Below are 12,777 nucleotides of genomic sequence, written 5' to 3'. Positions count from 1 at the left end.
TTTATTTTTTTCTTGGCTTTAAAGAAGAAATGTATAGAAAGGTTTGAAGTTTCATCCAATCGATTTCTTTTTTTTCTGTAGGTTCCTTACTACGTTCTTTAGCCAGCTTGATTTTTTCAGCTACTTTGCAAAAATATTCGTCAGGAATGTTTATAGGGCCTTTTCTTATTTGGTTTAGATGAAAAAGAAGAGTTGAAAGTTTCTTAACCTTTGAATAAGCATCTTGCAAGTCTTCCTCTAAAAGTTCTTCTAATTTAGAGATCTCTTTTCGGAGTTCTACTTCCTTAGGTAGAAACCCTGCGTTTTGAAGTATTTTATAGACTACCCTTAGGTCTTCAGGAACAAAAGGATTTTCTTCAAGTTTAAGGGGTTTCCCTTTAAGCTCAAGATGGTCAAACTCTCCGTTTTCCATGGCTTCTCTTATTTTTTCTTCGGCCAACTTTTTAAAAATAAGAAGGCTCATGGTTTAGTTTAGGTTTTTTATTTTGGTTTCGGCAATGCCTTTTAAAACCTCATCTTGAGTTTGATTTAGAGCCTTTTGATAACACTCTTTAGCTATCTGGGTTTTACCGATTTTTTCAGCCGCCCGACCTAAGTCTAATAATATTAGATTTTGAAGGTCAGGATATTTCTGGTCGATTTTTTGATAAAGTTCGAAGGCTTGGTCCCATTTACCTTGAGATTCGGCTATTTTAGCTTGATAATACCAAACAAGTCCTTTGATTTTTTCAGGATATTTTTTCTCTAAAATAAGTAAAAGTTCTTGGGTTTTGTTAAAATTCTTCTGTTGATAGTAATAGTCTGAGAGGATTATAGCAGATATTAATCCAGCTGAGGTGTTTTTATGTTTTTTGGTTACCTCTTCTAATGAAGGTATCAAGTTAGGGCTGCTTACAGCTTTTAAAAGTTCAAGAGCAGCTTCTTTTTCTTTTTTAGCAAAATAGTATTTAACCCCACTCCATAAAATTCCTATACCTATAAGAATTACCACACAAGCTAAGATAAGCCTTAGATAGCGGTCAAAAAAATGTTGCAATCGTTCTGTATAGTATAAAAGTTTGTCTCCTAAGTTCATACTCTATCCCTCAAGTCCACCAAAATAATCATCCCAGTTAAAAATAAGAGGCTCTTGCCCTTCTTTTAAGATCTGATAATCTCCAACCTCTCCGATTACTATGATGTGGTCTCCTGCCTTACATTCTCCGTAGACCCCGCACTCAAAGTAAGCTATTGCGTCTTTTAACACAGGCATCCCGTTTAACGAAAAGGTATAAGGTATGTTTTCGAACTTATTATAGTTTTTTCCGCTTTTAAACCCAAAGTGTTTAGCAAGGTCCTGTTGCCCTTTACCTAAGACGTTGAGGCAAAAAAATCCAGATTCTTTAATAAGTTCATAGGTATACCTTTGAGGAGCAATCGAGACGGCTATAAGTCTTGGTCTGAAAGATACTTGAGACACCCAAGCTGCTGTCATTCCGTTTATCTTATCGTTAGCCTTAGAGGTAACGATAAAAACGCCTTGTGGAAGATATTGAGTTATTATTTTTTGAAGCCCCATCGTTTCCCTCCTTGATGAAATGTAAAGCTTGTATAATCAATTTTACTATAAAATTAGAAAAAGGAAAATGCAGTTTCGATTTAGAATATAGTATTGATTTATTTAAATAAACTTTTAAAAGGAAGGTTTTATGGTTAAGGATTTTAAGAAAAAGAGGTACAGAAATCTGGATGGTGTTATAGATTTAAAAGTAGTTGGTTGGTTTTTAACGAAGAAAGGTCAGAGGAAAGGGTTGAGGCGATAGTTTTGATTGACGGAAGAACCTGTAACTGAGGGGGTAGTCGATCGGTTTAGAGAAGACCTAAGATGATTATTATTCTTGTAGAGATGTTTTGTTTTCACCTGACTGTCCTCTTAATCGTTGTGTCACTCGAGGGAGGGCAGTTGCTTAACCTACCCAACCAGGCTTATCAGAGAGCAAGCAGGTGGCTTTTAAGATGCCAGACGGAACGGTAAAAATAATAGGTGATCCCGAATATTATTGGTAATCCTCAGGACCCAAAAATGGATCTTTAGTTACCTGGAAATACGGGTATGACTTACCATACCTTATTCAAAAGGGAACAGGATTTGATGGAGAGGTCTTTAAATTTCAATCTTTTGAGATTGCTGTGTATGAGTTTTATACAGAGGTTTAAAGCCGGAAATGCCGGGGGCGGGAGTCGAACCCGCACGGGGGTGAACCCCAGTGGATTTTGAGTCCACCGCGTCTGCCAATTCCGCCACCCCGGCGGAAAATTTATTAAAAACCTATTTTAATAGAGTTTGAATTTTTGGCAAGACCTATTATACTTATAAAAAATTTTAAAGGGGTGGTATTATGGCTGGACATTCCCATTGGGCACAAATAAAAAGAAAAAAAGCGGCTCAAGATGCTAAAAGAGGTCAAATATTTACTAAACTGATAAGAGAAATCGTGGTTGCTGTAAGGACGGGTGGAAGTGGAGACCCTGATTTAAATCCAAGGTTAAGGGCAGCTATCCAGGCGGCAAGAGCAGCTAACATGCCCAAAGAAAACATCGAAAGGGCCATAAAAAAAGCCTTAGGGCAAGAAGAAGGGACTAATTATGAAGAGGCGGTGTTTGAAGGGTATGGTCCTGGTGGGGTTGCCATCTTGGTCCATGCTATCACCGATAATAGGAGAAGAACTGTTTCTGAGGTAAGACATATTTTTAGTAAACATGGGGGTAATTTGGCAGAGCCAGGGGCAGTTTCTTGGATCTTTGAACACAAAGGATTGATCGTTGTACCTAAAAAGGATGAAGAGAAGGCTTTAGAGATAGCTATAGAAAAAGGGGCAGAGGATACCAAAGAGTATGAAAGTGAGGTCGAAATCATCACAGAACCTTCTCAGTTTGAAGAGGTTAAGAAGGCCTTAGAAGAGGCTGGGATTGAAATCCTTTCTGCCAAGCTTACTTTGGTACCAAAAACTCTTGTTCCTATCTCAGATGAACAAACCGCAAACACCCTCTTAAAACTTATCGAAGCACTGGATGATAACGACGACGTCCAGCAGGTATATGCTAACTTTGATATCCCTGAAAATATCATGGAAAAACTTAATAGATGAAAATTTTGGGGATAGACCCTGGGCTCAATCATTTAGGTTATGCCTGTGTGGAAAAATCTCAGCAAAGATTTAAGGTGTTAACCTGGGGGACCATCAGCCCCCCTCCAACCTTATCCCTTCCTCAAAAGCTGGCTTTGATCTTTGAGAGCCTTAAAAATATCATAAATAAATTTTCCCCAGATTATTTGGCGTTAGAAGAGGTTTATACCCGAGGGGTTGGAAATGCTACCCTAAAGCTTTCTCAGGCTCAGGCTTTGGTGTTGCTTCTCTGTGGGCTTTATAATCTTAGGTTTAAAACTTTTACTCCTAAGGAAATAAAAAAGTTTTTGACCCAAAATGGAAATGCTGAAAAACAGGATATGGTTTCTCAAATTCAGTGGTTGAGTAAACACGGGGTTTTATCTTTTGTAGAAGATTTTGAGGAAGATGGGTTAGACTCTCATAAGGTGGATGCCTTAGCAGTGGCTCTTTTACTTGGTTTTGAACTAGGAGGTTAATTTTGTTTTTTGCAGTCTCAGGGGTTCTAAAAACTGTAAATCCCCCTAATAAAGCAATCATAGAAATTTTACAGGTTTTATCCATAGAAGTTTTTGTGCCTTTAAACTTGGTAGAGCCGCTTAAAACTAAGTTTATTGATAAACCGATAACCATGTATTTGGTTAGTTTTATAAGAAAAAACGAATTTTTAGAGCTTTATGGATTTTTAGACAAAGAAACCAGAGAGCTTTTTATAAAACTGAACACCCTTTCTAAGGTTGGTCCTAAACTTGCGTTAAACGTACTTTCTGTCTTTTCTCCTGAAGAGCTGAGACAAGTAATCCTCGAAGCACGTTGGAAGGAGCTTGCAAAAGTTCCAGGTATAGGCCCCAAAAGGGCAGAAAAACTGTTTTTAGAACTAAAGAACTTATTTTTAAAACCCAGCCTCAAAGGGATAACCTTACCTCCAGAAAAAGAAATGGTCCTTGAAGAGGCTAAAAGCTGTCTTTTATCCTTAGGATTTAGTTCTAAAGAGATAGATTCTGTTTTGTATAACGTTTTTGAAGAAGGGGTTACCTTAGATGAATTGATAAAAAGGGCTTTAAAGGAACTTGCACCAAGTGTTAAAGAAGAAAGGTTTGACTAAAATTACAGGGGGTTAAGATGGACTGGGAAAGGTATTTTATCAAGTCCGAAGAGGCAATTCTGATTGTGGTAGATGTACAGGAAAAATTGGTGAGAGCGATGGAAGAAAAGATAGTTTCTAAGATAATAAAAAACATAATCATCTTGGTTGAGGTGGCTAAAGTCTTAGGAATACCTGTTATCCTTACCGAACAATATCCTAAAGGGTTAGGACAAACCATAGAGGACTTAAAAAAGGTCCTTCCCGAATATCATCCTATTGAGAAGATAACCTTTGATTGTTGTGCCGAAGAGAAATTTTTAGCTACTTTAAGGTCCTATGGACGTAATAAAGTAATTCTGACAGGGATGGAAACTCACATTTGTATCTATCAAACTGCCTTAAGCCTTCTTTCGAAAGGATATTTTGTGTTTTTACCTAAGGATGCTGTATGTAGTCGTAAAGAGGAAAACTGGAAGACAGGCCTTCAGCTTAGCATACTTGCAGGGGCTTTGCCTGGTGATACCGAAACCATCACTTTTCAACTTTTACAAAAAGCAGGAACCGAAGAGTTTAAAAAATTATCGGTTTATTTTAAATAAAAATGGATAAAAAGAGACGAAACTTTTTAAGGCTTTTTTCTTTGGGTGTTTTGGGTTTTTTAACCTATGGAGCTTTTAAAAACCTAACTAGTTTATCTTCTCCCCCACCTAAAAAGGTTATCGTTCTTTTTGAGGAGATAGAAAAAGCTAAAGATATACTATTTAAAGAAAACTTTATTGTGATGAAAACAGGCTCTAATTTTAAGGTTTTTTCCAGGAAGTGTCCTCATTTAGGCTGTTTGCTTAACTATTCTCCTGAAGAGGCTCTGATCGTCTGTCCCTGTCATCAAAGTAAATTTAATCTTTCAGGAAAGTTTCTCTCTGGACCTGCTAAAAAAGACCTTACTACATACAACTACAGACTTAATTCTCAGGGTTTAGAGGTTGAGGTTTTTTAGCTTTTCTACCTCTTCAAAAATCAACCTGTTTATAGCCAATCTCTGTTTGATAAGCCTTATAATCTCTATTTTATCTGGGATGGTGGTTAGTTATCATTACTTTTATACCGAACCTCTCTACAGTGTGATTCGGTTAGAGTCATCGGTGCCTTTTGGCAGGTTTTTTAGAAGTCTTCACTACTTTTCTTCTCAACTTGCTTTAATCTCAACTTTTTTCCATCTGATAGATAGCCTTTACAAAGGATGGCATCATAAAAAGAATTTTGTTGCCTGGTTGTTTTTGGTGTTAAGCTTTATCGTCCTTATTTTTATTACCTTTACCGGTTATGTGATAAGGTTTGATGAGGTAGGGAAGCTTGCAGGAACCATAGCTGAAAATCTTTGTTTAAGCATACCTTATGTAGGAGAAGTCTTAAGAGACCTTTTGTTCCCAATCTCTAAAGGAGGTCTTTATAGAGTTTATTTAGCCCATATTTATGGTTCTTTTTTATTAGCCATAGGGCTTTTTGTTTGGCATGCCTCGATTAAACGGGTTTTAAGCCTTAAATATGCCCCTTATCTTTACCTAAACCTGATTTTGCCTCTCATCTTTTATGTTCCTCTTGAGTCAGAGAAAGGGAAAACGATAGTTACTGGTCCATGGTTTTTTTGGGGAGCTCAGGGACTTTTAAAGTTTTTACCCCCTTTGGGAGTGCTTTTTTTACTTTTTTTAGCGGTTGTTTGGCTTGTTCTTTTAGGTTTTAAGCCTGCAAGAAAGTTTAGCCTCTGGATAGTTGGGGCTTTAATATGGTGGTTGTTAGTTTATGTTATTTTTAGTCTTATCATCTACAGAGATGCCCACACTTAAACGTTTAGCTAAGACTAAGTCATTTTGGATTTTATTAGGATTAGTTATCTTACTCTGTTTGTTCTATTCTGAAGCTAAAAAAGATAGACGGGAGGTTGCTAAGTTAACCTCAGGTGAAGTAGAGTTATGTATTACTTGTCATCAGGAGGTAGTTCCTGAAAAGGTGCACGACAAAAAGGTCGTTGGTTGTTCTTCCTGTCATTTAGGAAATCCTTATACTTTAGATTTTAAAGAGGCCCATAAAAACATAGTAAAAAACCCTGGAGATCTGAGATATGTTAATCTTACCTGTGGACAACCAGGATGTCATCTTACGGAGATATCGAAGGTAAAAAATTCTCTTATGGCTACCAACCATGGAATGATAAAAAGAGTGGTTGAAGTTTTTGAAGAAAAAGAGGTTTTATCTTTATATCCTAAGTTGAGTGTATCTCAACTTTATCATCAAGAGGTTTATCATAAAACCAAAAACAGTTTAGGTTTAGACTATTATCGAAAACTTTGTGGTAGTTGTCATCTTTGGTTAGAAAAGGGAAAACTTCCCTATTTTTTGAAAGAAAAAGGAGGGGGATGTACCGCCTGTCATTCGGTAAAAGAGAAAGATGAGACCCCCAATTCTTCTCGAAAAGTTCATCCTAAACTGGTTAGATATCCTCCGATGGAAAACTGTGTAAGGTGCCATAACCGAAGTGGGAGGATAGGATTCACCTATCAAGGACTTTATGAAAATGAGCAAGGTGGGATAGGGGATGAAGTTTGGGTTGACGGAAGATGGTTAGATCGGGTTTCTCCTGATATTCATTTCCAAAAAGGGTTATCTTGCATAGACTGCCATACTAAAGAAGAAGTGATGGGAGATGGAAATTTTTATTACAGTTTACATGAGGCTTTAGAAATTGAGTGCCAAACCTGTCATGGAGGAGATGGTACTACTAAAAAAGGAAGAAAACTCAAAAATTTTTATAAAAAAGGTAAGCAAGCTTATTTAGAAAGTAAAGGTTCTGAAAAAAGGGTTTTAATCAAAAAACCAGTTAAAGCTTGTAGTCTTTCTTATCATAAACGATTAACCTGTGTAAGCTGCCATGCCAAACATATGCCTGATTGTTACGGCTGTCATATCAAATATGACCCAAGAGACACCCATCTTGACAAAATACTTGCTAAGGAAACGAAGGGGCTTTGGATAGAGCATGAATCTTATAGAAGACTTGCACTTCCTACTTTAGCGGTGGAAGATAATCAAAGAGTGGTTACCGTTACCCCAGGCTGACAGGATTTTATCACCATCCTCTCAGAGACAGGAGAGGTAAAAAAAGAAATAACAAGTCTTACCTTTGCTAAACTTAACCCTCATAGCACAGGGAAACAAGGACGCTCCTGTAAAAGCTGTCATCAGAACACAAAAACCTTAGGGTTAGGATATGGAAAAGTGGTAAAAACCAAAAATTCAATAGAGGTAGTAAACTTAGAAAAAACTTTTATAAAATCCCCAAGGGTTTGTCTTTCTCAAATGGTTAATCTTAACGGAACTAAGCTGGTCAATTTTTCTCGGCCAAATCTTCGTCCTTTTACTCAGGAGGAACTGGTAAAAATTTTAAAGGTAGGTTTTTGTCTAAACTGCCATTCTGAAAAGGATAAGATTTTTAAAAAATGGCCTCCTAAAAGGGTTTGTCCTTATGCTAAAAAATTTCAAATTAATTTCTAAGAGCCTTCCGAGTTTAGATGTTGTGTAACCTTAGGTATCAGAAGAAAAACAGGGAGAGAAACCAGAAAGGTTAGACCAAAAAATAAGGTATACCCTAAATAGGTGGTTAAAACCCCTGATAAGCTTCTTGATAAGGTTAAAGAAAGGCTAAACAGAGTAGAAAAAACCGCATACTGGGTTGAAGAAAACTCTTTCTGGCAGAGTTTGGTAAGAAAGGTAACAAAGGCTGCTGTGCCAAGGCCTCCGGTAAAGCTTTCGATTACAGAGGCTAAATAAACGGTCTCTTTGGGAAGGGCTGAAATAGAGGCAAAGGTATAACCTAAGTTGGAAAAGGCTTGAAATAAGCCTAATGTTAGCAAGGATTTTTTGGCCGTCCATCTGCTGGAAAGATATCCTCCTAAAAGGGACCCAAGGATGGTAAGAAGGCTTCCGATAGAGCCTGCAACTAACCCTATTTCTAACCGAGAAAAACCTCTGTCCACCCAAAAGGGATAAACCATCGCCCCAAGCAAAGAATCCCCTATTTTGTAAGTAAAGACAAACAAAAGAAGGGTGAAAACCCCTTTCCTCTTTAGTATCTCAACAATGGGTAGAATAAACTGGTCTTTTAGAGAATAGGTTTTTTTAGGTAGGTTGTGTTTAAGGAAAGGGTTGAGTAATAAAAATAGCCCTATGGATAAACTTACCAGAAAAATTAGATAAAATATCGATTTAAAACCCAAGTAATGGCTTACTGCCACTAACCCACCTCCAAAAGTAATCAAGGCTAAACGATAGGCAGCAATCCTCAAACCATTAGCTTTTCCTAAGGTAGCAGAAGGGATCCACTCTACCACAAAACCATCGGCAGCGGCATCAAACACCGAGGAAAAAAAACAAAGCAGGATAAGCAAGATGAAAAAGGTGATCCCTTGAGGAGGAATAAAGGCTAACGATAAGATAACTATTCCGATGCTTATTAAAGATATGCCCATCCAAAAAGTTTTATTAAAATACCGGTCTATCAAAGGAGCCCATAGAAGTCTTAGGCTCCAGGGCAAACTGGCTAAGGAAAAAAGTCCGATGTGTACTAAACTTATTCCTTCTGTCCTTAAAAATACAGGAATAAAGGTATAGAAAAAACCAAAAGGAAGGCCTGAAAAAAAATAGATGAGAGATAAATAAAAAAGTTTTTGAGTTTCTTTTGAGAGTTTACGCATATGGAAACCTATTTTACAACCAATTTTGAAGATTGGCACGGGATTGATTTTTATTTGGGTAAAATCCAAAAATGCTTTAAAATATGATCGAAAAACAATTAGGAGGTTCATTTAAATGCTATATGAAATAAACGTAAAAGTTCCTAAAGAAAAAGAGGAAGAAATAGAAGAAGTGCTTTATCAGTTGCTTTCTCAAGGTTGGGAAACAGCCTATCAGGGAGACAGGGTGGTTTTTAGGTTTTACCTTAAAGAGGATAGTCCAGAGTTAGAAGAAATTGAAAAGGCCCTGGCTAAATACCCTTTTGTGGAGTTAGAATATAAAGTTTTTGAAGAAAAGAACTGGGCTGAACTTTGGAAAGCAAACTTTAAGCCTTTAAAAGTAGGAAAGCATCTTTGGGTTATTCCTCCCTGGGAAGAAGGTTTTAGCACACAGGGTGAGGTGGTGATTTTAATAGAACCAGGGCAGGCCTTTGGGACAGGGCATCATCCTACCACCCAGATGATGCTTGAATACATAGAACATTTTGCCTTGACTAAGGGACAAAACAGTCCTTATAAGGTGCTTGACCTTGGCTGTGGGACAGGTATCTTAGCCATAGCCTGTGCTAAGCTTTTACCTAAAGCCAAAATCTGGGCAGTAGACATAGATGAAGAAGCTCTAAAAGCCTGTTTAGAAAATCTTCAGTTAAACCAGGTAGAAGGAAGGATTATTATAAGTAAGGAAGTCCCTGCCGAAAAATTTGATCTGATACTTGCTAACATAGGTTATAGAGAGCTTAAAAATCTTTCTCAAAAGATGGTTGAAATATCAGAGGAAGGAAAAACAAATATATTTTTAACAGGCATCTTAACTGAAGATGCAGAGGAGATGGTAAGAATATATGAAGCCTTAGGTTATCGGTTGGTAGAAAAAAAGTTTTTAAAAGAGTGGGCCTTTCTGTGGATAGAGTTTTAAACTGTTGATAGCCTATGTCTTATGGTTCTTGCTAAATTTTTTATCCTTTCGATATCTTCCCAAACAGGGTTTTTTAAGGCAGGAAACACCGAGTTGTTATGGAAGATAGGGTCATCTTCTATGGGATAGCGGGAGTAAGTTTTAGCCATTTCAAAGAAAGGAGTCCCTGGGATAGGTGAAAACTCTGCTAAATAAGGGCTTACTCCTATTTTTTCAAGGAAAAATAGGGCTTTTTCTACTTCTCTAAAGTTTTCTTCAGGAATTCCATAAAGAACATAGGCCCCTAATTCTTTAGCAGTAAATCCTGCCTGTTTAAGGTAAGAGACTGCCTCTATAAATTCTTCAAGAGTAACTTTATGGTCAAACCGATTTTCTACCCTTTCAAGCCCAAGTCTTATGGTTTTAAATCCTGCCTGTTTTAAAAGTAAGGCGACTTCTTTATCTATAAACCTTGCATGCACTGCATTAGGGGTATGAAACCTTATGTTAAGTTTGGAATCGATAACCTTTTCTAAAAAGGGTCTTAATTTTTTTTCAAAATTAAAAAGTAAGGCATCGTCATAAAAAGCAAAATCCTTAACTCCGTAGGTTTTGTGCCAAAAAATTACTTCCTCCCAAAGCCCTTCAGGAGATCTTTCTTTATAGTAAGGATAAAGCCTTTTAGAGGCACAGTAAGGGCAGTTAAACGGGCACCCTATACTGCTCATTATGATTACATAAGGTATTCGGGTTTGCAGGTCAAACACAGGATAGTCATGAATAAAAGCTGGGCCAGAAGGAAGGAACTCTTTTTGGACCTCGGCGAGGAATTCTTCCTCTTCTTGGGTAACCACAACAGTTTTTGTGTCTGGATAGTGTGATAAAAAATGTAGGAGGTGGTCTTTACAGAGTTTGGCGTAGATTCCTCCTATGTAAATCGGGGTTTGAGGATAATTTTTAGCAAAAAAATCTATCAGACAAAAAAGCCCAGGATACCAGTAGGTAAGGGTGGTGGTAATAAAGACTGCTTTAAATTTAAGACGAGATACTTTATGTTTAAAGGTTTCGAAAGGAAGTCCATAGCGATAAAATCTTCTTGGAACGTCTTGAAAAAAATAAGGCTTTGGCACAGGCTGTTTGTAAAAATGTCCTGTGCCAAAGTCCCTTCTCTTAGGAAGTTTAGGTAGTTCTTCTGCAAAGGGGTCAAGCAGGTCTAGATAATAAATTTTATATCCTAACTTTCTTAACTTACCCCCTATATACAGTAACCCATAAGGTTTAAGCCAGAAATCATAGGCAGAAAAGTCATATATCCAAGGATTAATAAATAAAAAATCTACTTCCAACTTTTACCAGTGAATACCTACTACACTTCTTCCGGCTGCTTTGGCAAGCTCAGAAATACCGCCATCAAGGACTACAGTTTTATACCCAAGCATGTTAAGAGGCAAACTGGCAGCAATCGCTCTGGCTCCAGTGTGACAAACTACCACTATTAATTTATCCTTGGGAAGTTTTTTAAGGTTTTCCTCTTTAAAAAGTTCATGCATCGGTATGTCTATCGTGTTAGGAAGGGAAATGCTAACAAATTTTTTTTCTTGAGGAGTTCTTATGTCCAAAACCACAAAAGGTTCTTTTTTTTCAATCATCTCAAACAGATTTTTTACACTTATCATACAGGGTTTCTTAGCTATTACCTCTGGAGTAAGTTTAGAGAAAAAACTATCAAACTTTTTAGCAAGCTCTACATCATAACCCCAACCATGCCCTAAGTATCCAAGAAAAACCAACAAACCTATCGCAAATTTTTGCAAAATCCCTTTCATAGGCTCCTCCATTTTATTATTTCTTTTAAAAATTATAAAACACAAATTATTCTAATTCAAGAGGGTAGGGGTTTAAAAATACCTGGTTTTTGAGGTAATGGTCTTCAAACCTAAATGTCCAGGCTCTAAGAATTTCAAGAAGGGTGTTTTTGGAAACTTTTCCTTTTTTGTAGCGTTCTATCAACCATAGAAAGTGTTTTTTTTCACCAGGTGTTAGTTTAGAAGAAAAATGGCCAAACACGTGAAGAAATACGTTTGTAACTTTTCCTTTTGTAGGAGGTTGAGATAAGACTTTTTTAAAAAGGGTTTTGTATTTTTGTAAGGTTTGATTAAAAGGAAATTTATTTCCACTGGCTACCAGTTGACCTAATTTTTTAAGTCCTTCTGGTGAATAGCTCATTAAAAGATACTTATATCTTTGATGAAAGACTATAAGGTCTTTTAAAGATTCAGCTGTAGTTGAAAACTCTCTTAAGTCTGCTAAGCTAAAAATTTTAGTGAGAAAGTTTTCTCTGATAAAAGGGTCATGAAGCCTTCCGTCGTCTTCGACAGGAATTTCAGGAAACATTTTTTCTGCCTCTATCGCAAAAAGACCCTTTCCTCTACCGATAGGAAAGGTGCCTTCCCTATCCTTATACCAGCGTGTTCCAGAAACTCCGCACGAAGGAGAACGACTCTTTAACAAAAAGCCGTCTATATCTTTAAGGTTCTCAAGAAATTTTTTAGAAAAGTTTAACATTTCTTCTGTCAAATCTCTTTTTTTAGCCGGTTGAAAGACCCCAAGTTTTTCTTCTTTTCTGTAGACAATAATCCTATCTCGTGGTACAGGAAGACCTATGTCTACTTCTGGGCAAACCTTTACAAACTCACAGAACTTGGAGAGTTTTTGGATTAAAGGGAATACAATGGGATTTCCGTCATATCTCGTGTTTTCTCCTAAAAGGCAGGCGCTTATGACTAGTCTTGGTTTGGGATAATTGGTCCACATTTTTAAAGGGCTCATCCCTAATTATATAGAAGATATTATAAAACTTAT

Annotated in this window: 16 protein-coding genes and 1 tRNA gene; 9 read left to right on the top strand and 8 right to left on the bottom strand. The window is 37.0% G+C overall.

Going from position 1 to position 12,777, the window contains the following annotated elements; all coding sequences use genetic code 11:
• Nucleotide 1: 1 nt before the first annotated feature.
• From HL41_RS05660 to HL41_RS05645, 4 genes are all read right to left on the bottom strand, one after another.
• On the bottom strand, nt 2-463 hold the full coding sequence (locus tag HL41_RS05660) for a DnaJ family domain-containing protein (protein WP_081856489.1): 462 nt from the start codon (nt 461-463) through the stop codon (nt 2-4).
• Between the two features lie 3 nt (nt 464-466).
• Nucleotides 467-1,075, bottom strand: coding sequence for a tetratricopeptide repeat protein (locus tag HL41_RS05655; RefSeq protein ID WP_038060190.1), 609 nt, complete (start codon nt 1,073-1,075; stop codon nt 467-469).
• A gap of 3 nt (nt 1,076-1,078) precedes the next feature.
• Complete coding sequence (locus HL41_RS05650) at nt 1,079-1,558, bottom strand: flavin reductase family protein (protein WP_051754529.1); 480 nt, start codon at nt 1,556-1,558, stop codon at nt 1,079-1,081.
• A 647-nt stretch (nt 1,559-2,205) separates the two neighbouring features.
• Nucleotides 2,206-2,290, bottom strand: a tRNA-Leu gene (locus tag HL41_RS05645).
• Between the two features lie 88 nt (nt 2,291-2,378).
• On the opposite strand from HL41_RS05645, the gene HL41_RS05640 reads away from it, so the two are divergent.
• From HL41_RS05640 to HL41_RS05605, 8 genes are all read left to right on the top strand, one after another.
• Nucleotides 2,379-3,128 (top strand): YebC/PmpR family DNA-binding transcriptional regulator, encoded by a 750-nt coding sequence (locus HL41_RS05640; protein WP_038060191.1) that lies wholly within the window; start codon nt 2,379-2,381, stop codon nt 3,126-3,128.
• Nucleotides 3,125-3,625, top strand: a complete 501-nt coding sequence (locus HL41_RS05635; protein ID WP_038060193.1) for a crossover junction endodeoxyribonuclease RuvC — start codon at nt 3,125-3,127, stop codon at nt 3,623-3,625. The genes HL41_RS05640 and HL41_RS05635 overlap by 4 nt, the downstream gene beginning before the upstream one ends.
• 2 nt (nt 3,626-3,627) lie before the next feature.
• Nucleotides 3,628-4,251: a Holliday junction branch migration protein RuvA gene (gene ruvA / locus HL41_RS05630; protein ID WP_051754528.1), complete on the top strand. Its 624-nt coding sequence runs from the start codon at nt 3,628-3,630 to the stop codon at nt 4,249-4,251.
• Between the two features lie 17 nt (nt 4,252-4,268).
• Nucleotides 4,269-4,832, top strand: a complete 564-nt coding sequence (locus HL41_RS05625; protein WP_038060195.1) for a hydrolase — start codon at nt 4,269-4,271, stop codon at nt 4,830-4,832.
• A 2-nt stretch (nt 4,833-4,834) separates the two neighbouring features.
• A complete protein-coding gene (locus HL41_RS05620; protein ID WP_038060197.1) occupies nt 4,835-5,230 on the top strand; it encodes a QcrA and Rieske domain-containing protein in 396 nt (131 codons plus the stop codon).
• Nucleotides 5,217-6,077 (top strand): cytochrome b N-terminal domain-containing protein, encoded by an 861-nt coding sequence (locus HL41_RS05615; RefSeq protein WP_038060199.1) that lies wholly within the window; start codon nt 5,217-5,219, stop codon nt 6,075-6,077. Before HL41_RS05620 ends, HL41_RS05615 begins: the two co-directional genes overlap by 14 nt.
• Entirely contained in the window at nt 6,034-7,347 is a 1,314-nt protein-coding gene (locus tag HL41_RS05610; protein ID WP_038060201.1) for a cytochrome c3 family protein, read from the top strand. Before HL41_RS05615 ends, HL41_RS05610 begins: the two co-directional genes overlap by 44 nt.
• A gap of 159 nt (nt 7,348-7,506) precedes the next feature.
• Nucleotides 7,507-7,782: a hypothetical protein gene (locus HL41_RS05605; RefSeq protein WP_038060204.1), complete on the top strand. Its 276-nt coding sequence runs from the start codon at nt 7,507-7,509 to the stop codon at nt 7,780-7,782.
• On the opposite strand, the gene HL41_RS05600 is transcribed toward HL41_RS05605, so the two are convergent.
• A complete protein-coding gene (locus tag HL41_RS05600; protein ID WP_038060206.1) occupies nt 7,779-8,981 on the bottom strand; it encodes an MFS transporter in 1,203 nt (400 codons plus the stop codon). The genes HL41_RS05605 and HL41_RS05600 overlap by 4 nt on opposite strands.
• 115 nt (nt 8,982-9,096) lie before the next feature.
• Here HL41_RS05600 and HL41_RS05595 point away from each other — a divergent pair, with 115 nt between their 5' ends.
• Nucleotides 9,097-9,936: a 50S ribosomal protein L11 methyltransferase gene (locus tag HL41_RS05595; protein WP_051754527.1), complete on the top strand. Its 840-nt coding sequence runs from the start codon at nt 9,097-9,099 to the stop codon at nt 9,934-9,936.
• Here HL41_RS05595 and HL41_RS05590 read toward each other — a convergent pair.
• From HL41_RS05590 to HL41_RS05580, 3 genes are read right to left on the bottom strand one after another with little or no spacing between them, the layout of a single operon-like run.
• Entirely contained in the window at nt 9,933-11,261 is a 1,329-nt protein-coding gene (locus HL41_RS05590; protein ID WP_038060208.1) for a B12-binding domain-containing radical SAM protein, read from the bottom strand. The two genes, HL41_RS05595 and HL41_RS05590, sit on opposite strands and share 4 nt — an antisense overlap.
• Nucleotides 11,262-11,264: 3 nt before the next feature.
• Entirely contained in the window at nt 11,265-11,741 is a 477-nt protein-coding gene (locus HL41_RS09070; RefSeq protein ID WP_081856487.1) for a rhodanese-like domain-containing protein, read from the bottom strand.
• 46 nt (nt 11,742-11,787) lie between these two features.
• Nucleotides 11,788-12,729, bottom strand: coding sequence for a YbgA family protein (locus HL41_RS05580; RefSeq protein WP_038060210.1), 942 nt, complete (start codon nt 12,727-12,729; stop codon nt 11,788-11,790).
• Between the last annotated feature and the right edge of the window lie 48 nt (nt 12,730-12,777).

Source organism: Thermodesulfobacterium commune DSM 2178 (assembly GCF_000734015.1).
In the GTDB taxonomy this organism is placed as follows: Bacteria; Desulfobacterota; Thermodesulfobacteria; order Thermodesulfobacteriales; family Thermodesulfobacteriaceae; genus Thermodesulfobacterium; species Thermodesulfobacterium commune.
The sequence above is the reverse complement of the archived record's forward strand: the minus strand, read 5'-3'. Positions and strand labels throughout refer to the sequence as shown.